The following is a 20,362-nucleotide window of genomic DNA, read 5'->3' as shown; positions in this document are numbered from 1 at the left end:
ATGGATCACCCTAAATATTGAATTATCGTACTACGATTCATGTGTGCAAGCTTTGAGCGCCCTAGTTGGGATGAATACTTTATGCTTCAAGCAGAGCTTGCCAAGCTTCGATCCAATTGCATGACACGTCAAGTTGGCGCAGTAATTGTTAGAAATAATCGTCAGATAGCAACAGGATACAACGGAACACCTCCCGGTGTAAAGAATTGTTTTGAGGGTGGATGCAATCGATGTCAGCTTAGAATGGAGGGCAAAATTGAATCCGGTGCATCACTTGATAGGTGTCTGTGTAACCACGCAGAGGCAAATGCGATAATGCATTGTGCCATAATGGGAATAGAGGCAGGAACGAAGGACGCCATACTCTACACGACATTTGTTCCATGCCTAGAGTGCTCTAAAATGGCAATCACAATAGGCATCAAAAAAATAATTTGCTTGGATACGTACCCTGAAGCCGACTATGACCTAATGAGGGAGGCGGGAATTGAAATCATAAGGCTAGACAAAAAGAAGGTTCAGCGCTGGGCATACATGCTACTAGATGAGCCAAAGCGGTAATGTATAATGCAAGCACAAGAACAAACGCTAAAAACACTTGGTCCATCACTTTTGGTCTCAGCAACATATGACAGCCAAAAACAAGCAGCAATTCTGAAATTTTATAATCCACAATCAGAAAAAGTGATTTTATGGGCAGATGAAATTGGCCATAAACCATATTGTTACTCCAAATTACATCCTGACGAGTTATCATTTCTTAAAAACAGAAAAGACATCATAAAGATAGAATCTGTTAAAAGAAGAGACTTTCTCAAGGACAAGGAATCCGAAGTATCAAAAATCATAGTAACTGATCCCCTGACAATAGGTGGAACCCAGACAGACAAGAGCATTCGAAACATCATAGAAACATGGGAATCTGACATCAAATATTATGAGAACTATCTGTACGATAGAAGCCTCATAGTTGGCAAATTTTATGAAATAAAGGAAGGCAAGATAGTTCCGCATGACTTTGAGGTGACAGAAGATGTCGCGCTAGCTATGAAGAGCCTTTTACTGGATGTAAACACTGCAAAAGGAATTGTAAACACAAAGGAATTCCAAGAATACATTTCACAGTGGGCGGAGCTTCTCAACCAGCCAATACCGAAAATAAAGCGACTCAGCTTTGACATTGAGGTAGAATCTGAGATTGGAAGAATTCCAGACCCGAAAATAGCAGAAAAGCGAGTCACAGCAATTGGATTTGAGGGAACAGACGGACTAAAACAGATCTTTGTTTTGCGCAAGGACGGCTCCAATGATGGCAAAAACGATCTCCCTGAAGGGGTCAAGGCGACATTTTACGCACAAAATGAAGAAAAAAATATGATTGAAGATGCATTCAAGATAATTTTGGATTATCCGTTTGTTATTACATACAACGGTGATGAATTTGACATGCCGTATTTGTATAATCGCGCAGAAAGACTTGGAATCAAAAACTCTGAAAACCCACTATACATGATGCGCGACTCGGCCACACTAAAGCACGGAGTACACATTGACTTGTATAGGACTATGTCTAACAGATCCTTTCAGATCTATGCGTTTTCGCACAAGTATACTGATTTTTCACTAAACAGCGTCTCATTGGCACTGCTCAATGAATCCAAGCTCGATTATGGGTTGGAACTGGACCAACTCACAAACTATCAGCTTGCTAGTTATTGCTACAATGATGCTAGAATCACGTACAAGCTTACCAGCTTTAACAATGATTTGTTGATGAATTTGCTAGTCGTAATATCCAGAATAGCAAGAATGCCAATTGATGATATCGCGAGAATGGGCGTGTCGCAGTGGATTCGAAGCTTGCTGTATTATGAACACAGGCAAAGAAATGCGCTCATTCCAAGGCGAGAAGAACTGGATGCAAAATCTCAAGGAGTAATGAATGATGCAATAATCAAGGACAAAAAATATCGCGGTGGCCTAGTAGTGGAGCCAACAGAAGGAATTCACTTTAATGTAACAGTAATGGACTTTGCCAGCCTGTATCCTAGTATTATCAAGGTCAGAAATCTATCATATGAGACGGTTCGATGTATGCATGAAGAATGTAAAACAAATAAAATCCCAGATACAAATCATTGGGTCTGCACAAAATACAACGGCTTGACATCAATGCTAATTGGCTCTCTTCGGGATCTACGCGTAAACTATTACAAGTCTTTGGCAAAAAAAGCAAAGACATTAGAGCAAAAAGAGCAATACACCGTAGTCAGTCAAGCACTCAAGGTAATTCTTAATGCCAGCTATGGGGTAATGGGTGCAGATATTTTTCCTCTGTATTTTCTTCCTGCAGCTGAAGCGACTACAGCAGTTGGGCGCTATATTATCATGGAGACAATCAAAAAATGTCAGGCAAATGGAATTGAGGTTTTGTACGGTGATACTGATTCCTTATTTGTAAAAAATCCAACTACCGAACAAATCCATCAGGTAATAGCTGACACCAAAATAGAACAAGGTGTCGACTTGGAAATTGACAAGGAATATCGCTATGTTGTACTAAGCGGCAGAAAGAAAAACTATCTTGGGGTTACGGGGGAAGGAAAAGTAGATGTCAAGGGACTAACCGGCAAAAAATCACACACGCCCCCGTTTATTAGAAATCTGTTCTTTGAGGTGATAGACACTCTATCCAAAGTCCAAACCGCCCAAGATTTCGAGGCGGCAAAAAAAGAGATCAAGGAGAAAATCTCTTCATGCGCCATTAGAGTCAAGGAAAGAAAGATCCCAATTCCAGAATTGGCATTTAACGTCATGATAAGCAAGGCACCATCAGAATATGACAAAACAATTCCTCAACATATCCGTGCAGCCAAACTGCTAGAACAACAACGTGAGATAAAGCGTGGCGACATCATATCCTATGTGAAAATACTCAACAAACCAGGAGTAAAACCCGTAGAAATGGCCCGCCCAGACGAGATTGATTCTGAAAAATATATGGAATTTATGGAATCTACACTAGATCAAATCACATCATCGATGGATTTGGATTTTGATAGCATGGTTGGAAAACCAAAACAAACCGGCCTGGATCAGTTTTTCTGGAATTAGATATATCCAACTGTTGTGATTTCGCACAACACTCAACTTAACAGCACTCTGCTGAATAATATGTAATGAATACATACGATAACAATCGACTACGTTTACGCAGAGTAACTCTAGTCATCACTACACTATTGCTAGTGGCGTAGCTCCATTGACGGAGCAGTCGTTTTTGCGTACTCACAAAACTTCTTTTGCTCATCACAGTCGATCGAAAGACTGACAATTAGGCAGTCAAGATTATTGGGTATGATGTAAGAGTAGTATATGTCATCAAAACCAAAACGGTTTGTCATTTGATGGACTCTCCGGACGTGTCTTTGAGTTATTGCACAAGCCAAAAAAGTCAGAAGATTACAAAATCTAGGAATAACTATACTGGAAATCTACCGCACATTCTGCAGAATCTAGAGTTTTCCTCAATCTTATAATGGCAGTCTGGGCAAAAATTATCAAAAGATTGCTTTAAGGTGTGATATTTTTTGAAAATTTCGTAGTAATGCATGGATTCCTTGCTTCTAATGATTACATTATCACTTAGCTTGATTTTTTTTGCCTTTTCAAAGAACGTATCATCTGGAATTACACCATCAAAGAATTCTGTTAGCCCTTGAGTCCCAGAACCTTCCTGCATGGGGGATTTTTGGCGCCATGCTATGTTATTTGGAATTAAACCTTCAAAGGTCTTTCTTAGGATAAATTTGCCATATTTTTTGCCATTATGACTCCCTACGAGCTCGTCTGGCAAAAGTTCCCTTGCAAATTCCACTATGTCGGCATGGCAAAACGGCGACTCGACTGTAACACCAAGTTCTTTGCCTATTTTTTGTGATGGGAAATGCATAATTTTTACAATTCTTGCCAGATCTTTTTTTAGTTCATCGTCTGACTTTGATATTAGAAAATTATACCCTGCAAAGAGCTCATCGGCACCATCGCCTGTTATTATTTTGTCAAATCCAAGTTTTTTCACCTCAGATATTGCCAGATATGGAACTATGTTATTTCTTATTTCAATATCGTTGAAATTACCAAGAATCTTGATTGTCTGCTCTACTGCGTCTAGGATCTGCGAGATATCATAGGTGTGTATGGATAATGTTAGTCCAAACTGTTTTGCCGCCATCTGGGAATATGTCAGATCATGTGCAATGTGATCCTTTGATATTATTACAAGACAGTCTTGTTTTTTTTCCTTGAGAAGATATGCAAGTATTGTGCTGTCCAATCCGCCAGATAGTGCCAAGTGTTTTGCTGTACAGGAATTTGCTGCATTCCATAAGAGCTCAAAAATCTTTTGCATTGTGTTGGTGCGTAAAAAAATCAATTAAGGTTTTTGCGATTAGCTGAAGCTAGTTTTGATTCAACATTTGTTGATTAGAAATTTTGTAAAATTCATTGTTAACTTTAAATAGATTAACCTAGGACTTTTGCATAATGTTACTTCCTGCCGAAATAGAATCAAAGACGTTGATTCCAGCGCTTCGTGCGATATTGGCAAAAAAGCTTGCTGAAGACCACAAAGTTCGAGAAGACGAGATATCAAAAATGCTCGGAGTAACACAGGCTGCAATAAGCAACTACATTCGAGGAACGCGCGGTGATCCAAAACTTATCGAGAAACTCGTCTCAGACAAACAAGTATCTGAGATGATAAACGAACTCTCAGACCGACTATCATCAGACATGGCATACACCCCATCTAGCTTGGCAAAATTCATCAGTCTTTGTAATTACATCAAATCCAGTCTTTTGATTTGTGAGATTCACCACAAACTTGAATCCAACATTGATGAGGCAATCTGCAAGGAATGCGAAAACATGTTGCTAAAGGGCCCAGGCTCTGTATACTAGTTCTTTGAAATAGAAATCTCTATTGTAGATAGCATTCTTTTGCCAAACTCATTCTCAGAGTCTAACTTGATGTGGTCTAGCTTGCACGAATTGTGAAGCATTTTTTCCACTATGATATTTGCAATTGCTACTGCTGCCGGTATGTTGAGACCTTTTGCAAGTAAGACGGCTTTGCCATGTTTATTTATGATGGTAAAGACATCTAATGCGGATGGCATTATTGGATCGTTTCTTACAAAATATGTGTATGGGGGTTGTTGTGCGATCTGTTTTGTTTCTTCCATACTAATCATTCAGTCTTTTCCAAAAATTAATTCTATTAAGTTTTGTCGACGATTCATCCACTAGTTAAAATAATCAATTGGGATGTTTTGGTAATCCCCGTTTGGCAATCTTCTTTTAATGACAATTGGTATTGCGTAATCGTCAAGCTCTTTTAGTGCTATGTCCAGTGAGGTTCTGGCGTCTGTTGGAATCCCGATAAATGGCGGTGCTCCTTGTGATAACTGTAATGCGCGTGCGCCCAAAATTCTCGCCTTTTCAAATCTAGTGAGATTTGGTGGTCCGATTGCTAATTTGCCTTTACCTGAAAGCGGGATTTCTATTACCTCGTGGACTGGGTCCATGTCGATAATTTCCCGAGTTTCCATTGCCTTGATTTTTTTGTCCAGTTCTACTCGCTCGTCATCTGTAAGCTCTTTAGTTTCGAAAATCTTCTTGTATGCATTGACGGCATCCTCCATCGTGGTGTCTTCTGCCGCCTCTTCACCAACTGGTCTGGCAAATTCAGGCTCTCCCTCTATTTCCTCTGGAGCTTCAATCTCAACTTCTTCAGGATCAGACAAGTGAAAAAACTCCCTAATGCGGTTATATATTCCAATTCGCGCAATCTGATGTAATGAGCGCAGGTACCGTGTCGACAACTAGGTTAATTCTAGAGATCAAGGGCAAATCAAAGCTAGACTGCGAGCTGAAAAGACACCTCTCCCCAAAAACAGTTGGAATTATCATGAGATCCCTGCCGCTTGATGGTAATGCGCACTTTATGGGCCAAAACATTGTCTATTTTGAAACAAAGGTAAATTCTGGAATAGAGCGACAGAAAAAGGAATTCAAAAAAGGCGACATTGCGTTTACACCATCTGGCTCTAGCATCTGTTTGTTTGTGTCTGATGTTATCACGTCAAAGTCACTAACACCAATTGGAAAAATTCTTGCAAATGTCGATGCGCTTAAGGATGTAAAGTCTGGCGATGTGATTTCGCTGTATCTAGGCTGATTGGTAAATCCAGTGCCCTGAAAATCCGCCTGCTCGCTTTACTGCGCCTTTTTTGAGCAAGCCGACAAGACATGCATTTGCAGCTGATATCTTGACTCCAGTTTGTTTTGCTAATTCTTGGATAGTAAGATAATTGTTTGATTTTATGAGCTTGAGTGCTTGGTCTTCGGCTAGAATAACTGAAATTTCGGCTTTTCTTTCTGTCTTTTCTCCCTTTCTGTCTTTCTTGTCCTTTCTGCCTCCAGATTCTTTTGCCTTGGAGTCATCTTGTGATTTTACCATGGCTGCTGCACCCTTTTTCTTTGCTCCGCCCATGTGACTTGTGAAAAATCCTCCATTTATAAACGATAGAGCGCATGATTGCAAAAACGTTATCCTTACAAAAAAACAAACAGTCTTACTACATCATTACATAACTAGCAAAGTTGTAATTGCTAGATGGTGCATCAACCAAAAGTCAAGGTTTTTTGCTTCCTAGATTCTTCATGCATTCCCTCATATGCATCCTCTAGTAAATCATCCAAGCTTTGATACCTCAATAACTGGTCATAGATTTTTCTAGCTAGCATTGGGTCGGTATTTCTGAATTGTTCCAGAATGTGCCTTGCATCCTTGGGCTTCATTCTGAGAGCCTCTTTATCTGGGATTTTCTAAAGTTCGGCCTAAATCGTCTTCTGTGAACAATCAGATAATAGTTGATAATCTCATAGATTAGCTCATCCACGGAGCCTTTTCCGTGCTCTACACATTCGGCAAGAAAATCAAAATAGTCTTGGTCGTTGAGCATGATTGTAATCTTGCGCATTAATTGAGGCTGGAATCTAGCGATAAAACGGATCTAATTGATTTTGTACTAGCTAGGTAAGCTCGACGAACAAAATTTTTAGATAATTAATAGTCAATCAGTTGTAAAATTACAAAAGTTGTACAAATTACTCTCAATGTGTTTTCTCGCTCTAGAAATTGATGGTCTAACTTGACAATACTTCCAAACTAAGCTTCTGTTGAGTGTCCACACACTAAATGCAAAATTTAGTAAAAAGGAAGTAGATTCTTCCACATCATGTCACTCTTACTATGAATGGGTATTGAGGAAATTTTAACTACCAGTTATTTTGTTTCAGGCAATTATCAAGTCCAACTATAAATAATATCAATCCCAAGAAGACCTATGGGAATTGTATCTAAAGGCGCAAAATGTAACGTCACTGGATGCTCCAACGATGGGACTCGCTCTTTGAACTCATCCAAGGTGGAAAATGCTGGACTGCGACTCAACACATCTACAAAAAAGGCAATTTTGTGCAAGGAGCACTATAAAGAATGGAAGAAGGAAACCAAAGATGACCGAGATCTGGAGCGAGCTAGATTCGATAGATTCTAGTTTTTTAAATTTTAATCTGTTTTGTTTATTCTGACTTCATGACATACGGTGGATTTCGATTTCAATAATATTATAATGATTACTGTGATGTGTATGATACTATGAAAATCATAGACATGACAAATCCAAACAGAGTAAACCGGGATCCGGATGATGTAGTTGTATTGGTAGATTCCGGAAATTTTAAAGAGCAAGGATTTATGATAAAAAAAATTTCATTGCGCCTATTTGTGGAAAAAAATGACACAAATCTAGGCGACTATTCTCTGATAACCTCACTTGTGGAAACGGATCAAGGGGACGTGGAGATGATCTACGATGAGGGATATAGGGGAGAAAACACATTGAACCGTGCTGCCAACTTTTTGATGAATAATCTTGGACTATCCAGCATAATACTTCGCTCTGTGATTGCACTACAGTCTAAAAGTTAAATGTTCAGCTTTGATAATTGTCGAATTTATAATTAATCAAAAAACTATAGTACAATAAGTAATAGACAAAATACAAAAAATTCCGCCCCCCTAGATGGCTCTGCTAACTCGCTTCGTGCCCTCAGAATAAAATCACGGCCAACAGGTGATACAATAACTGGGCTGTAAGTTGTGAAATACATCCAAAAGAGGTAACGACTCAATCCACAACAGAGAAGAAAAGAAATCTTTTTGCAGATCAAGTGTTCTCAGAGGTGTCAAACTTGGAGGCAAGGTCTAGTGTTATTTCAAGCCAAAGACAGATTCAGGCAATACTGCGGAAAAGATTACCGAGCTGTCAAACCCCGGCGACTATGCAATTGTAGTGATCGGCTCGCGCGGTAGAGGGGCAGAAAAAGAGATGTTTCTTGGAATAGTTTCCAATCCGGTATTGCACAAAGCAGATGCACAATAATGGCAGTAAAATTGATCGCAATACTTTGTTTCTTGTCGTAACACTTAAGTCAATAACGTAATGTTCTTCAAATTGTGCGAATACTACAACTGCACTGCGACAGTATAGAATACAATCCTATTAAAAAAGAGATAAAAACGGCAGAAGAAATCATACCGGAGCCAAAAAGACTAGAAGAGATTGTTGTGGTATTTCTGGCAATAGAACACGGAGATGATTCCGAAATTGCGCAAAAGGCAATATCTGAAATAAAGACCAGCATGGGCAAAGTTGGCTGTAAAAAATTACTACTATACCCATATGCACATCTATCGTCAAATTTGGCAGCACCAAATATCGCACTATCATTACTAAAAGAAATGGAGTCCCTTGCATCTGATTTAGAAGTGTCGCACGCCCCGTTTGGCTGGACAAAATCATACAATGTAAAAGTAAAGGGACACCCATTGGCAGAGAGCTCCAAGGTTTTTTCCAAGGATGCCACACCACGTGATAATGGAAATTCACATGATGATGAAGGTCAGGCATCGGAGGCACTAAAATCAGAATCTAAAATTAAATCATTTTGGTATATTTTATCGCCAGACGGCACAATGGCAGAGGTTGACAAGTTTAACTTTGCAAAACATGAAAAACTCGAAATCCTGGCAAAATACGAGGCTGCCAAAAAAAGGGCAGTAGACGAGCCGCCACCACACGTCAAACTTATGAAGAAAATGGCAATAGCGGACTATGAGCCGGCATCTGACTCGGGCAATATGAGGTTTTATCCAAACGGCAGACTAATCAAGTCCTTACTGGAGCAATTCGTTACAGACCAGGTAAAGGAATATGGTGGCCTCGAAGTAGAGACGCCAATCATGTATGATTCACACCACCCTAGCATGGAGAGCTACTTTAATCGATTTCCTGCAAGACAATACAACATCAACTCTGAAGGTAAGCAACTCTTTTTGAGATTTGCAGCATGCTTTGGTCAGTTCTTAATGGCAAGTGACTTTCAAATATCATACAAGAACATGCCGATGAAGCTGTACGAGCTTACCAGATATAGCTTCAGACGAGAACAATCAGGAGAACTGGTTGGCCTGCGAAGACTGCGAGCATTTACCATGCCTGACTGTCATGCATTCTGTACTGGTATTCCGCAGGCAATAGAAGAGTTCCGAAAGCGATTTGACCTGTCTCGAAATGTTCTCAAAGAAGTTGGAATCGACGACTCTGATTATGAAATGGCAATTAGATTCACAGAGGAATATTACAATGAGAACAAGGCCCACATTGAGGAACTGGTTAGAAAACTGGGAAAACCAGTCCTGGTAGAAATGTGGAAGGAGAGATTTTTCTATTTTGTGCTAAAATGGGAATTTAACTATGTGGATAATATGGGCAAGGCATCTGCACTATCAACTGATCAGATAGATGTGGAAAACGGCGCTCGCTATGGAATCAGATACTTCGATGAATCCAACACACCGCACCACCCCATAATACTGCATAATTCGCCGAGCGGTGCTATAGAGCGAGTAATCTATGCGTTATTGGAAAAAGCTGCGCTGGACCAAAAAGAGGGGAGAAAGGCGAAATTTCCATTATGGCTTACTCCAACACAGGTTAGAATAATTCCACTCAAGGACGAATTTCTCAAATATTGCGACGAGCTAGCAGACAGGCTAAGCTCATCCGATATTCGAGTGGATATTGATGACAGAAATGAAACTCTGGGCAAGAGAATTCGCGAATCTGAAACGGAATGGATTCAATACACATTGGTAATAGGAGAAAAAGAAATGGGCAAGGCAAACTTGTCAATACGCGACAGAAAGACAGGAAATGTCATGGAATTATCATTCGACGAATTTGTCTCTGAGATAAAAAAGCAGACACAAGGCAAACCCTTTACAAAGTTAAACCTATCGAGACATTTATCGAAAAGACCGCAGATAATGGTCTGATTCGTTTATGTTTGAAAGAACATAGGCTACTAAACTAACACTAGTGTGAATCTCATAATATGATTATCTTGGATTATGATACCAAAAATGAATGGATTAGAGGCTACCAAAGAAATCTAAACAAAAATCAAAACATTTGTTTTATTAGTAATTTTTGCAAATGATCTGGAATCAAAGCTTGCGATCTTGGATTGAGCAACCGGTTCCAGTTTGTCAAAAAACTGTTAAGCTCGTCAGTCTAGTAAAAAAGTGGTAAGGCATACAAAGAGTCGGCCGCAAAGTCATAGCATAGTATATTTTCTAGTGTTTTTTCTGAAAATATAATGAGCTATCTGGACTTGTATCTGAACAAGGACCCACTGATTATCAGTCCCGGTGATGCCAAAACTCCGGTTGCTACTGTATATGGAATTCCTTTTGATTCAACGCATTCTTACAAGCCCGGATGCAGGTTTGGTCCTGACGCAATCCGTAAGGCCTTTAACAATATAGAAATTTTCCACCCTGACTTGGGAGTTGACCTGGAAGGCGTAGCAATAGAGGACTTGGGAAACTCGATGCACACTGCAAATGTGGAAGAAATGCTCGACATGGTTGGAAAACTCACTGCGGAGCTTACAAAAAAAGACAGATTGTTGATTATTCTGGGAGGAGAGCACTCGCTAACCTATGGTACGTACATGAATGTTCCAAAGGAGACTGGCTATATCGTATTTGATGCTCACTATGACTTGAGAGATGGATATGCAGGGGAGGAATTCTCTCATGCGTCATATCTGAGAAGAGTGGTGGAGAAAAAAGGTGCAGACAAGATAATACATGTTGGGGCTCGTTCTTTTGTAAAAGAAGAGCTTGCCTTTCTCAAAGAAAATAAAATTCGCACCATTACTGACAGAGACATCCGTGATGGAAAAGGCCCAAAGATGGTCAAAGACGCACTATCAACATTTGACAGAACCTATGTAAGTGTGGATTTGGATGTGCTGGACCCAGCATTTGCGCCCGGCGTGGGAAATCCAGAGGCAGTGGGAATTACATCACGTGAACTATTTGAGATGATATATTCAATGCAAAATAACAAAATCTCTGTTCTGGATGTGGTGGAGCTAAACCCGACATATGACAATGGCGCTACTGCATCGCTTGCAGCCAAGCTGTTATCTACCATGGTCGCCATGAATTTTAAATAGAATCGGAAATCATTTCACGATATTGCTTAATAATTTTAGAGAATCACTAAGGCCTGCATTGGAAAAGATTGGCGCAAAGTTTGGCGCGACAGGTCTTTCTCCTGACTTTTGGACAGGCGTTGGCCTCGCATTTGCATTTTTGTCTGCCATAGCATATGGCCTTAACCAGTACATTTCACCGTATTTTTCTGCGACAATAATTGGCGGGATGTTGCTTTTAGTTTCTGGGTTTTTTGACATGGTTGACGGACAAGTTGCCCGATATACAAAAAAGGTAACAAAAAGGGGCGGATTCCTAGATTCAATATTTGACAAAATTGCCGAGGTTGCAATCTTTACGGGATTGCTGGTAGGTGGATTTGCAGAGCCAATCTGGGTCTTACTCGCCATCACATTATCGTTATTGGTAAGCTATGCAAGGTCTCGTGCAGAATCCCTTGGAGTCAAACTGCAGGGAATTGGGATTGGCGAGCGCGCTGAAAGACTACTTGTGATTGCCATAATTGGCATGATTCCAGGATTGATGCCGTATGCAATAGGTATTGTAATTGTAATTGCAGGAATTACATTCATTCAGAGAATTATCGTAACGTCCAAAAACATCAAAGAAGACTAGTATAGCTTGCCTGTCTGTCTTCTAGAATCGGCAGATCTAATCTTCAGTATACCAAAGTGAATTGCACATGACACACAGTACCATTTGAGAACCTTTGGCGATGCAATGTATGCTCCCTGTGCCCGCAGTTCTTTTGCAAGCGATGCCTCAACCAGGTTTAGTCTGGATGTTACTTTTTTTGCCTTGTCTTTGGGAACTGTAGCGCCGCAGTTTGTGCACTGGATACGGTCTGAGGAGCCTTTTCCGCCCTTTCGTCGTCCCCTGCTTGCACGCTTTAATGGCATGGCTTTCCCTTCCGAGTGCCTCTTTATAATCTTGATGTGATTATTGCGATACTAGATACACGGCAAACTTGTTTTCTGCATCTATTGTATATTCTGAGATTTTCTCAAACTTGTATTCTTTGATGTCTTTGACTTTCTGATACAGTGATTCACCGATTACAAGTGTATTTGGTTTTGCAAGCGAGTTTATCTTCGAGCAGCTGTTCACTGTGGAGCCAAAGATGTCATCAATTGTAGAAGTTGCGACTATTGCCACTCTGACTGGACCATACATTGCAGATATCCTATAGCTTACCTCAGGTAGGTTTTCTGCGCCTAGTAACAAGTTGATTGTGGTTCTAGCCTCGATTAGCTTCATGCAACAATGTAGCATTTCTTCAAATGGGGCCTGATCTTCAGATTCAGTCTTTGGGAAATAATACAGTAATGCATCGCCGATGTTTTTGACTACGATTCCATAGTTTTGCGTAATTGTACCGGCAGCTGAGTTCAAAAATATAGAATAAAACTTGCTTGTCTCAATGTCTGATAATTTTGATGTTAGTTTTGTAGAACCAACAATGTCTACAAAGCAGACACAGTAATTGGAGCTGTACTGGGAAAACTGTAATAGTATGTCTTTTTGCTGCTTGATTACCTCCTCGCGCTCTTTAATTTTGAGAAGAGAGTCCTGAATCTGCTCTGCCATCTGATCAAATGAGCGCGAAAGCTGGCCTATCTCGTCGTCAGTTTTGATGTTAGTCCTGACATTAAAGTCGCCGTTTGCAACCTGGGTTGCAGCATTTTTGAGCCTGATTAGTGGCTTTGATAGGCGCTTTGATAGAAAATATGCGGCAACTCCAACTATAACAGTAATAATTACGCCAAGGACAATTATCTTGTCTCGAAGTTCTTTTACTGGCTCAAAGACTTCGGCTTCGTCAATTTCCACTATCATACTCATCCCGAGACTCTTCATGCAGTTTGATGCACCAAGGACTGAAATGCCACGATAGTCATCGTGTATACCGTAATAGATCTGGCCATCTGCCAGGCAGTACTTGAGTGGCTCAGTGTCTACTTTTTGCACAAACGGCGCATTTGGAATAAATCGTGATTCTGACATCATGTATCCGTACATGCTTACAAGATATGACTCACCTGTCTGACCTAGGCCTTTTCTGTTTAACAATATGCTGTCGATTTGTTTTGTGCTTGCAGTGATTATTGCAACACCTATGGGTGATTGGTCTTCCGGTTTTTCGAATATAGGTGCCGCAGTTACAATTTTCCGCTTACCGTCTGCATCAAGAATTATTTGAGTAAATGGCTCTTTTAATCCGCGAACAAAGATTGGATCAGACATATAGTCATTTTTGTTTTTCGTGTTGATGAGTACAAATAATCGTTCTCCGTCAATTCCTATGATTTCCACATTTTCTAGGTCGTCTAGGCCTCCAATGCTTACCTCATATGCTTGAACCTCGATTAAAAAGTCCATTCGTTTTTGCGCAATTGCCTCTGCAAGTATCCGTGTATCTTCAATTTGGTTTAGCTCCGAGACTAGTATCCTCATCATGGGGTTTGTGGTAATTACCTGTATTTCCTGGATTTTGGAGTTCATGGTACTCTCTACGGTAGAGCCTCGGATTGCAGCTTCGCCTATTAGCTGATTTGTAGCCCGCTCGCCCAAAATCAAGGTGGTATAATGAAATGAAATGAAAAAAGTCACGCCTATTCCAATTAAGGAAACTGCCATGACCAAGAAGACCAGCTTTTTGTCCAGTGTCACCGGGATTAGTTTTCTCACAGTCTTTGGCCGATATCTTTGGAATATCTCTTTTTCTAAGATTATTAGCTTAAATTTATGCTAGTTTTGATATGTTATAGTAGATGCGAGGACTCTGCCATTTCTGCCTGAAGTCAAACGTGGAAATTGTAATAGAGCGTGGACAGATTATCTGCCCAGACTGTTTTCAAAAGCAAAAAACTAAATCCGAACTGAATTGAGCGGGAACATTGAAACTTGGAATTTTTTCTCATTGTACAATAGATGAAATCTACATTGGGGGAAATCTGTATGTCATGCCCGGCGGACCTGCATGTTATTGCGGCATGGCTGCAAAAAACATGGGCTTTGATGTGGAATTGTATACAAAGTTTGGCCCTGACTATACCAGTGTAGATTATCTCCAAAAAAACAAGATAAAGTTTGAAAACTCACAATCCCAAAAAAATACCACACGATTCAGACTGGACATCTCTGGCGCAGAAAGAACATTATGGATAAAGAATCTCTGTGACAAAATTGATTACACCAAAACAAAAGCAGATGGAATTCTGATCAGCCCTGTATTTGATGAAATATCTGTGGAAGTATTGCAGAAGATAAAATCCGATTCTGATTTTGTGGCATTGGATCCACAGGGGTTTTTACGAAGAAAAGGCCCAGATGGGTTGATATCCTTTGAGAGAACAAGCCTTGATCTTGACGGCATAACCGTTCTCAAGTCAGACCCAAATGAGGTGTATCAGCTAACCGGAGTCGAGGGAATTGAGGGTGCAAAAATACTGCACAAAAAAATAGAACACTTGCTATATACAAACAAGCGCGAAGTCTCACTGTTTCATAAAAACAGACAGTATTCAATTACTTTGCCAAACATGGACATTTACGACACTGTCGGAGTTGGCGACATTTTTACTGCCACATATTGCTGTGCAATGCTCAAAGAAAAAGATGCATTATGGGCACTAAGCTTTGCTGGTGGCGCTGCACAGGCTGCCCTTGAATCAAAAGAGGTGGGGCTAGATAAGATTCCGACCAGAAGCCAAACTCAGGTTAATGCCTCATACTACTATAATATAATGAAGTTCAAGGACGTCTAAGCTTTTATTATTACAAGAAAATTTAGATTTTCTGTGCAAATAGGAATATCCGGTGGTACTGCAACAGACATTGCCGTAAAGACAATCAAGACCGTTTTGGATGATTATGGGCTACCATCTAGGTATGTAGGATACAAACCGCAAAAAGACCTCGACTGTGTAATTGTTACTGGTGGTGACAGGGGAGTTCGCAATTATTTCCACAAGACCCAAGATGTGCCGGTTCCAGTCCTTGGCGTTGGAGAATCTGAATCAAGCGGATTTTTTGCCCAAATTGATCTAAAGGAATTCTCCTCTATAGTAAACAGGATAAAAAAATCAGACTACGAAACGTCGGAATTCTCAAGAATTGGAGTCAAAATTGACGGAAAGGCTGTCTACCCTGTTTTGAATGATGTCGCAGTGTTCTCATCAAAGAGCGCCATGCTAATGGAACATGTTTTGCGCGTAAACCATGAGGAGGTCTGGCATGATTCCAGCGATGGTGTCATTATATCCACACCAATTGGCTCTTCTGCATATTCAATGTCTGCTGGTGGTCCAATGATATTTCAGGACTCGCCAGTATTTGGCATAGTGTCCGTGAACTCATTAGACACTACCCGCAGGCCGCTCATCGTCCATGACACCAGCATTATTGAAGTAGATGACATTTCATCCCGATTGTTCTGTGAGGTTGTAATGGATGGAGTAGACAGATTTAGAATAAACAACACACTAGAATGTACAAAATCCATGTCGTCAGCACGAGTAATCAAGATCAAAAAAGACTCCACAGCCGTTTCTGCACTAACAAAAAAGGTCAAGCTGGCAGAGGAACTGCTTAACATGCCTCCAAGCTCGAAGCTATTGCTTAAGACACTAGAGTTTGAGGGCACCATGACACAGCGTGATCTGGTGACAAAGACCCTACTTCCAGACAGAACGGTACGCCTAGCATTGCGACATTTGTTGGATAAAGGCTATGTCAAAAAGAAAATATCAATGCGGGATTCTAGGCAGAAAATCTACGAAATTTCAAAGACCTAGATTGCCGAAGCCCGAACAAAGGCCTCAAAGGACTCTTCTGGAAAGCCCGGCCTACTGCTAAACTCTGGGTGGAACTGTACTCCAAAATAGAATTTGTGCGATGGAATCTCTAGCATTTCCATTCTCTTTGAATTATCAGATTCTGCTGAAAAGACTAGGCCTTTTTTCTCGAATTCCTGCAGGTATTTTGTATTGATTTCGTATCTGTGTCTGTGTCGTCTTGAAACATGAGCCGCATTGTATGTTTTTGATGCAATTGTATTTGGTTTTATTGTGATATCATGTGCACCTAGTCGCAGGGTTCCGCCAAGATTTGACATTGTCTTTTGCTCTGGCAACAAGTCCACAACTGGATGGGTAGTGTTTGGGTCTAATTCTGTTGAATTTGCATCGGAATAATTTAGGACATGTCTGCCAAACGCGACTGCGGCAAGCTGAAATCCAAAGCAGATTCCTAGATATGGTATATTTTTTTCTCGCGCAAAGTTTGCTGTTTTTATTATTCCCTCAACTCCGCGTGTTCCGAATCCTCCTGGCACTAGGATGCCGTTGTATTTTGATAGCGTATCGACGTTTCCGTTGATCCCCTCAGAGTCTATCCAGTCGATGGATACTGATTTTCCAATTTTAGCTCCTGCGTGCTTTAATGCGTGGTTTACACTAACATAGCTGTCTGCCAGTGTGACATATTTTCCAACCATTGCTATTTTGATTTCGCTGTCTTTTTGCTGCATTGACTGGACCACGACATTCCACTTGTCCCAATTTGCAGCCGAGTTTATCATACCCACCTTGGCAAACTTGGTAAATATTTTATCGACTATGCCTTGTTCATAGAGAATTTGCGGAACTGAAAATATTGATGGTACGTCATGACATGAGAACACATCGCTTGCCGTTACATTGGTAAACATTGAGATTTTCTTTTTTGTTGATTCCAAGAGTGGTTCTGTGCATCGAACTGCCATAAAGTCTGGCTGAATACCGATTCGCCGTAACTCTTGAACGGAATGTTGTGTTGGCTTTGTCTTTTGCTCGCCTACCACATCTAATGATGGTGCCAGGGTAACATGGACAAATAATACGCTTTGTGGTCCTTCTTCTAGTCTCATCTGTCGCAGTGCCTCTAGGAATGGGAGTGATTCAATGTCGCCCACCGTTCCGCCACACTCTACGACAAGAAAGTCAAGCTTTTCATCGTCTGCTATTTTGTGTATTCTCTTTTTGATTTCATCTGTGATATGTGGGATAATCTGTACACACGCACCCAGGTATTCACCTCGGCGCTCTGCCTCTATTACAGCTGAATAAATCTGCGCAGTTGTGATATTGTGTGTTTTCTTAAGATTTTGATTTAGGAATCGCTCGTAATTTCCAATATCCATATCACACTCGCCGCCGTCATCTGTGACGTATACTTCGCCGTGGGCTACTGGATTCATTGTTCCTGCGTCATAGTTGAGGTATGGATCTATTTTGACGCAAGAAATCCTTTGGTTTGATAATTGTAACAGTTTTGCAATAGAAGATGTGACTACGCCCTTGCCTAGGCCAGACATGACGCCACCAGTAACAAAAATGAACTTTGTCTGCACATTTAGATAAGGAAAATGATATTTTTATTTCTTTTTTTGCGGATATGCTTTAATCAGCACTATTTATCTCACAAAGAATGATCGAGGACGTCTGGGTTACAGTACTTGGGAGTGTGGCGGCTATCCTAGTCACAGGTAGCTTTGTACCACAAGTGATTCGTGGCTATAGGACAAAGAGCCTCAACGATGTGTCATATTGGCTAATGATTACAATATGTGCTGGATTGTCTTTGTGGATTGGATATGGAATAATAAAACAAGACTGGGTCATAATTGGAGCAAACATTAGCACAATAGCACTAAACGTAACATTGCTTACCTTGAAGATAAAATACTCGAAATAACTATTTTGTTGCTGATTTTAGCTGCCTTGTAAATCTGGTAATTGTACTCTGGATTTTAGCAGAAGGTGTCTTTTCTATAAGTTTGATTAGTGCCGAGCCGATAATTGCAGCGTCTGCTCCATACTTAACATAAGATTTGATATCACTCGGTGTTGAGATTCCAAATCCAATCCCTACAGGGACTTTACCTTTTGTGATCTTTTTGGTATTTTGTAGTGCGGAAATCGTATAAGATTGGATTTTGTTTTGAACACCGGTTGTACCAAAGACTGCCACCAAATACAAAAATCCTGTGGTCTGCATTACTATTTCCTGCAACCTTGACTTGCTGGTATTTGGCGATACCAGAAATATTGTATCTAAATTGTGTTTTTTTGCAGCTCTAAGATATTCTTTGGACTCTTCTACTGTCATGTCTGGCGTAATAATTCCATCTAGGCCTGCCTCTTTTGCCAGCTTGAAAAATTTTTCATATCCTTTATTGTACAGAATGTTGGTGTAGGTCATCAGTACTAGTGGAATTTGACTTTCCTTGCGGATTTGTTGAACTAGGCTCAAAAATTGTGTCATCTTAGTTCCCTTTTCTAACGATATACTGCTTGCATGCTGGATTACTGGACCATCAGCTAGAGGATCTGAAAAAGGAAATCCTAACTCTATAATGTCTGCGCCGCCTTCAATTAATCCGCGAACTGCTGACAATGTGTCTTTGTGTGATGGATATCCAACCATAACATAGGTGACTAGTGCCTTTTGTCCAGCAGATTCTAGCTCGGCAAATTTATTTTGAATTCTCGATGTAATCTTGTACCACCTCTACGTCCTTGTCTCCTCTTCCAGATAATGTAACTACAATGCTATCTGACTTTGATCGTCTCTTAGCAAGCTTGATTGACTCTGCTATTGCATGTGCGGATTCAAGTGCTGGAATAATCCCCTCAGTCCTAGTTAGCATCAAAAATGCATCAATTACTTCCTTGTCGGTCGCAGAAACATATTGTATTCTTTTTTGGTCCTTGAAATAGGAATGCTCTGGACCTACACCAGGATAGTCTAGCCCTGCAGAAATACTGTGAGTTTCTTGGATTTGACCTTCTGAATCCTGCAACAAATATGTCATCATGCCATGTAGGACACCTTTTGTTCCAGCAGACAATGTTGCGGAATGACGCCTTGATTTTAGGCCTTGTCCTGCAGCTTCAACGCCGATTATTTCAGTATCAGTGTCTACTAGTGGATAAAACGTTCCAATCGCATTTGAACCTCCACCTACACATGCAATTACGGTATCTGGAGTTTTTTTCCCAAAGGCCTTGATTTGCTGTTTAATCTCTTCGCCAATTACAGATTGGAAATCGCGGACCATTACTGGATATGGGTGTGGCCCGACTGCCGAGCCTAGCAAATAATAGGTATCCTTTACGTTTTTAATCCAATCGCGAATCGCCTCGTTTATTGCGTCTTTTAGTGTCTGCGATCCTGCCTTAACCGCATGTACTTCACATCCAAGCATGTTCATTCGAAATACGTTTTGTTTTTGTCTTATGGTGTCCTTGTAGCCCATGTATACTTCAGCTTTGAGTCCAAGGACGGCACATGCCATTGCGGTAGCCACCCCATGTTGACCAGCACCAGTTTCTGCGATTATTCTTGTCTTTTTCATTCTCTTTGCAAGAAGAGCTTGACCAAGAGTATTGTTGATCTTATGCGCGCCCCCGTGTAACAGGTCTTCTCTTTTTAGGTAGATTTTAGCGCCGCCAATTTTCTCTGTCAGATTTTTTGCATAGTATAATGGAGTTGGGCGTCCTGCATATTCTGTCAGGTAATAGTTTAACTCTTTTTTGAAGTCAGGATCGTTTTTGTATTTGAGATAGCTTTGCTCCAGCTCTTCGATTGCTGGAAACAAGGTTTCTGGTATGTATTTTCCACCAAATTCTCCGAATCGTCCGTCTTTAGGGAATTTAATTT

At 40.6% G+C, this 20,362-nt stretch carries 23 protein-coding genes; 13 read left to right on the top strand and 10 right to left on the bottom strand.

Annotated features, from left to right (window positions below; all coding sequences use genetic code 11):
• Positions 1-39 precede the first annotated feature (39 nt).
• Positions 40-561, top strand: a complete 522-nt coding sequence (locus tag FJ354_00280; protein MBM3905109.1) for a dCMP deaminase family protein — start codon at positions 40-42, stop codon at positions 559-561.
• 6 nt (positions 562-567) lie between these two features.
• Positions 568-3,114: a DNA-directed DNA polymerase I gene (locus FJ354_00275; GenBank protein ID MBM3905108.1), complete on the top strand. Its 2,547-nt coding sequence runs from the start codon at positions 568-570 to the stop codon at positions 3,112-3,114.
• 367 nt (positions 3,115-3,481) lie between these two features.
• On the opposite strand, the gene FJ354_00270 is transcribed toward FJ354_00275, so the two are convergent.
• Positions 3,482-4,411 carry an asparagine synthase gene (locus tag FJ354_00270; GenBank protein ID MBM3905107.1) on the bottom strand — a complete coding sequence of 310 codons (930 nt, stop codon included), beginning with the start codon at positions 4,409-4,411 and terminating at the stop codon, positions 3,482-3,484.
• A 134-nt stretch (positions 4,412-4,545) separates the two neighbouring features.
• Between FJ354_00270 and FJ354_00265 the strand changes: the two genes are divergently transcribed.
• On the top strand, positions 4,546-4,962 hold the full coding sequence (locus tag FJ354_00265; GenBank protein ID MBM3905106.1) for a transcriptional regulator: 417 nt from the start codon (positions 4,546-4,548) through the stop codon (positions 4,960-4,962).
• Here FJ354_00265 and FJ354_00260 read toward each other — a convergent pair.
• Together FJ354_00260 and FJ354_00255 are read right to left on the bottom strand one after the other, a co-directional pair.
• Positions 4,959-5,255, bottom strand: a complete 297-nt coding sequence (locus tag FJ354_00260; protein ID MBM3905105.1) for a DNA-binding protein — start codon at positions 5,253-5,255, stop codon at positions 4,959-4,961. The genes FJ354_00265 and FJ354_00260 overlap by 4 nt on opposite strands.
• A gap of 51 nt (positions 5,256-5,306) precedes the next feature.
• The gene (locus tag FJ354_00255) at positions 5,307-5,705 is read right to left on the bottom strand and encodes a DNA-directed RNA polymerase subunit K (protein ID MBM3905104.1); all 399 of its coding nucleotides are present in this window, start codon (positions 5,703-5,705) and stop codon (positions 5,307-5,309) included.
• Positions 5,706-5,860: 155 nt separating this feature from the next.
• On the opposite strand from FJ354_00255, the gene FJ354_00250 reads away from it, so the two are divergent.
• The gene (locus FJ354_00250) at positions 5,861-6,241 is read left to right on the top strand and encodes a hypothetical protein (GenBank protein ID MBM3905103.1); all 381 of its coding nucleotides are present in this window, start codon (positions 5,861-5,863) and stop codon (positions 6,239-6,241) included.
• On the opposite strand, the gene FJ354_00245 is transcribed toward FJ354_00250, so the two are convergent.
• Both FJ354_00245 and FJ354_00240 read right to left on the bottom strand, forming a co-directional pair.
• Positions 6,233-6,556 (bottom strand): MarR family transcriptional regulator, encoded by a 324-nt coding sequence (locus tag FJ354_00245; protein MBM3905102.1) that lies wholly within the window; start codon positions 6,554-6,556, stop codon positions 6,233-6,235. The two genes, FJ354_00250 and FJ354_00245, sit on opposite strands and share 9 nt — an antisense overlap.
• Before the next feature lie 304 nt (positions 6,557-6,860).
• The gene (locus FJ354_00240) at positions 6,861-7,046 is read right to left on the bottom strand and encodes a hypothetical protein (GenBank protein ID MBM3905101.1); all 186 of its coding nucleotides are present in this window, start codon (positions 7,044-7,046) and stop codon (positions 6,861-6,863) included.
• A gap of 366 nt (positions 7,047-7,412) precedes the next feature.
• Between FJ354_00240 and FJ354_00235 the strand changes: the two genes are divergently transcribed.
• From FJ354_00235 to FJ354_00210, 6 genes are all read left to right on the top strand, one after another.
• Positions 7,413-7,625: a hypothetical protein gene (locus FJ354_00235; GenBank protein MBM3905100.1), complete on the top strand. Its 213-nt coding sequence runs from the start codon at positions 7,413-7,415 to the stop codon at positions 7,623-7,625.
• A 101-nt stretch (positions 7,626-7,726) separates the two neighbouring features.
• Entirely contained in the window at positions 7,727-8,059 is a 333-nt protein-coding gene (locus FJ354_00230) for a hypothetical protein (GenBank protein ID MBM3905099.1), read from the top strand.
• 325 nt (positions 8,060-8,384) lie between these two features.
• Positions 8,385-8,513 (top strand): hypothetical protein, encoded by a 129-nt coding sequence (locus FJ354_00225; GenBank protein ID MBM3905098.1) that lies wholly within the window; start codon positions 8,385-8,387, stop codon positions 8,511-8,513.
• A gap of 74 nt (positions 8,514-8,587) precedes the next feature.
• On the top strand, positions 8,588-10,468 hold the full coding sequence (locus FJ354_00220) for a threonine--tRNA ligase (protein MBM3905097.1): 1,881 nt from the start codon (positions 8,588-8,590) through the stop codon (positions 10,466-10,468).
• A 323-nt stretch (positions 10,469-10,791) separates the two neighbouring features.
• Positions 10,792-11,658, top strand: coding sequence for an agmatinase (speB, locus tag FJ354_00215; GenBank protein MBM3905096.1), 867 nt, complete (start codon positions 10,792-10,794; stop codon positions 11,656-11,658).
• A 22-nt stretch (positions 11,659-11,680) separates the two neighbouring features.
• Entirely contained in the window at positions 11,681-12,274 is a 594-nt protein-coding gene (locus tag FJ354_00210) for a CDP-alcohol phosphatidyltransferase family protein (GenBank protein MBM3905095.1), read from the top strand.
• On the opposite strand, the gene FJ354_00205 is transcribed toward FJ354_00210, so the two are convergent.
• Both FJ354_00205 and FJ354_00200 read right to left on the bottom strand, forming a co-directional pair.
• Positions 12,271-12,558, bottom strand: coding sequence for a 30S ribosomal protein S26e (locus FJ354_00205; protein ID MBM3905094.1), 288 nt, complete (start codon positions 12,556-12,558; stop codon positions 12,271-12,273). The two genes, FJ354_00210 and FJ354_00205, sit on opposite strands and share 4 nt — an antisense overlap.
• A 40-nt stretch (positions 12,559-12,598) precedes the next feature.
• The gene (locus tag FJ354_00200) at positions 12,599-14,347 is read right to left on the bottom strand and encodes an adenylate/guanylate cyclase domain-containing protein (GenBank protein MBM3905093.1); all 1,749 of its coding nucleotides are present in this window, start codon (positions 14,345-14,347) and stop codon (positions 12,599-12,601) included.
• Between the two features lie 209 nt (positions 14,348-14,556).
• On the opposite strand from FJ354_00200, the gene FJ354_00195 reads away from it, so the two are divergent.
• Positions 14,557-15,426 carry a ribokinase gene (locus tag FJ354_00195; protein ID MBM3905092.1) on the top strand — a complete coding sequence of 290 codons (870 nt, stop codon included), beginning with the start codon at positions 14,557-14,559 and terminating at the stop codon, positions 15,424-15,426.
• A gap of 33 nt (positions 15,427-15,459) precedes the next feature.
• Positions 15,460-16,455 (top strand): sugar kinase, encoded by a 996-nt coding sequence (locus FJ354_00190; protein MBM3905091.1) that lies wholly within the window; start codon positions 15,460-15,462, stop codon positions 16,453-16,455.
• On the opposite strand, the gene FJ354_00185 is transcribed toward FJ354_00190, so the two are convergent.
• Positions 16,452-18,050: a CTP synthase gene (locus tag FJ354_00185; protein ID MBM3905090.1), complete on the bottom strand. Its 1,599-nt coding sequence runs from the start codon at positions 18,048-18,050 to the stop codon at positions 16,452-16,454. The genes FJ354_00190 and FJ354_00185 overlap by 4 nt on opposite strands.
• Before the next feature lie 77 nt (positions 18,051-18,127).
• Between FJ354_00185 and FJ354_00180 the strand changes: the two genes are divergently transcribed.
• Positions 18,128-18,394 carry a hypothetical protein gene (locus FJ354_00180; protein ID MBM3905089.1) on the top strand — a complete coding sequence of 89 codons (267 nt, stop codon included), beginning with the start codon at positions 18,128-18,130 and terminating at the stop codon, positions 18,392-18,394.
• Here FJ354_00180 and FJ354_00175 read toward each other — a convergent pair whose 3' ends face one another.
• Both FJ354_00175 and trpB read right to left on the bottom strand, forming a co-directional pair.
• Positions 18,395-19,198 (bottom strand): tryptophan synthase subunit alpha, encoded by an 804-nt coding sequence (locus FJ354_00175; protein MBM3905088.1) that lies wholly within the window; start codon positions 19,196-19,198, stop codon positions 18,395-18,397.
• Positions 19,176-20,360 (bottom strand): tryptophan synthase subunit beta, encoded by a 1,185-nt coding sequence (gene trpB, locus FJ354_00170; protein MBM3905087.1) that lies wholly within the window; start codon positions 20,358-20,360, stop codon positions 19,176-19,178. The genes FJ354_00175 and trpB overlap by 23 nt, the downstream gene beginning before the upstream one ends.
• Positions 20,361-20,362 lie beyond the last annotated feature (2 nt).

The sequence above is a fragment of the Nitrososphaerota archaeon genome (assembly GCA_016872055.1).
Lineage (GTDB): Archaea > Thermoproteota > Nitrososphaeria > Nitrososphaerales > Nitrosopumilaceae > Nitrosotenuis.
The sequence above is the reverse complement of the archived record's forward strand: the minus strand, read 5'-3'. Positions and strand labels throughout refer to the sequence as shown.

Bases quoted from the DNA above. Each gene is read 5' to 3' on its own strand.
- FJ354_00240 (MBM3905101.1), bottom strand. From the start codon at position 7,046: ATGCGCAAGATTACAATCATGCTCAACGACCAAGACTATTTTGATTTT.
- FJ354_00250 (MBM3905103.1), top strand. From the start codon at position 5,861: ATGAGCGCAGGTACCGTGTCGACAACTAGGTTAATTCTAGAGATCAAG.
- FJ354_00180 (MBM3905089.1), top strand. From the start codon at position 18,128: ATGATCGAGGACGTCTGGGTTACAGTACTTGGGAGTGTGGCGGCTATC.
- FJ354_00245 (MBM3905102.1), bottom strand. From the start codon at position 6,556: ATGGGCGGAGCAAAGAAAAAGGGTGCAGCAGCCATGGTAAAATCACAA.
- FJ354_00275 (MBM3905108.1), top strand. From the start codon at position 568: ATGCAAGCACAAGAACAAACGCTAAAAACACTTGGTCCATCACTTTTG.
- FJ354_00260 (MBM3905105.1), bottom strand. From the start codon at position 5,255: ATGATTAGTATGGAAGAAACAAAACAGATCGCACAACAACCCCCATAC.
- FJ354_00230 (MBM3905099.1), top strand. From the start codon at position 7,727: ATGAAAATCATAGACATGACAAATCCAAACAGAGTAAACCGGGATCCG.
- FJ354_00265 (MBM3905106.1), top strand. From the start codon at position 4,546: ATGTTACTTCCTGCCGAAATAGAATCAAAGACGTTGATTCCAGCGCTT.
- speB (MBM3905096.1), top strand. From the start codon at position 10,792: ATGAGCTATCTGGACTTGTATCTGAACAAGGACCCACTGATTATCAGT.
- FJ354_00270 (MBM3905107.1), bottom strand. From the start codon at position 4,411: ATGCAAAAGATTTTTGAGCTCTTATGGAATGCAGCAAATTCCTGTACA.
- FJ354_00235 (MBM3905100.1), top strand. From the start codon at position 7,413: ATGGGAATTGTATCTAAAGGCGCAAAATGTAACGTCACTGGATGCTCC.
- FJ354_00255 (MBM3905104.1), bottom strand. From the start codon at position 5,705: ATGGAGGATGCCGTCAATGCATACAAGAAGATTTTCGAAACTAAAGAG.
- FJ354_00280 (MBM3905109.1), top strand. From the start codon at position 40: ATGTGTGCAAGCTTTGAGCGCCCTAGTTGGGATGAATACTTTATGCTT.
- FJ354_00205 (MBM3905094.1), bottom strand. From the start codon at position 12,558: ATGCCATTAAAGCGTGCAAGCAGGGGACGACGAAAGGGCGGAAAAGGC.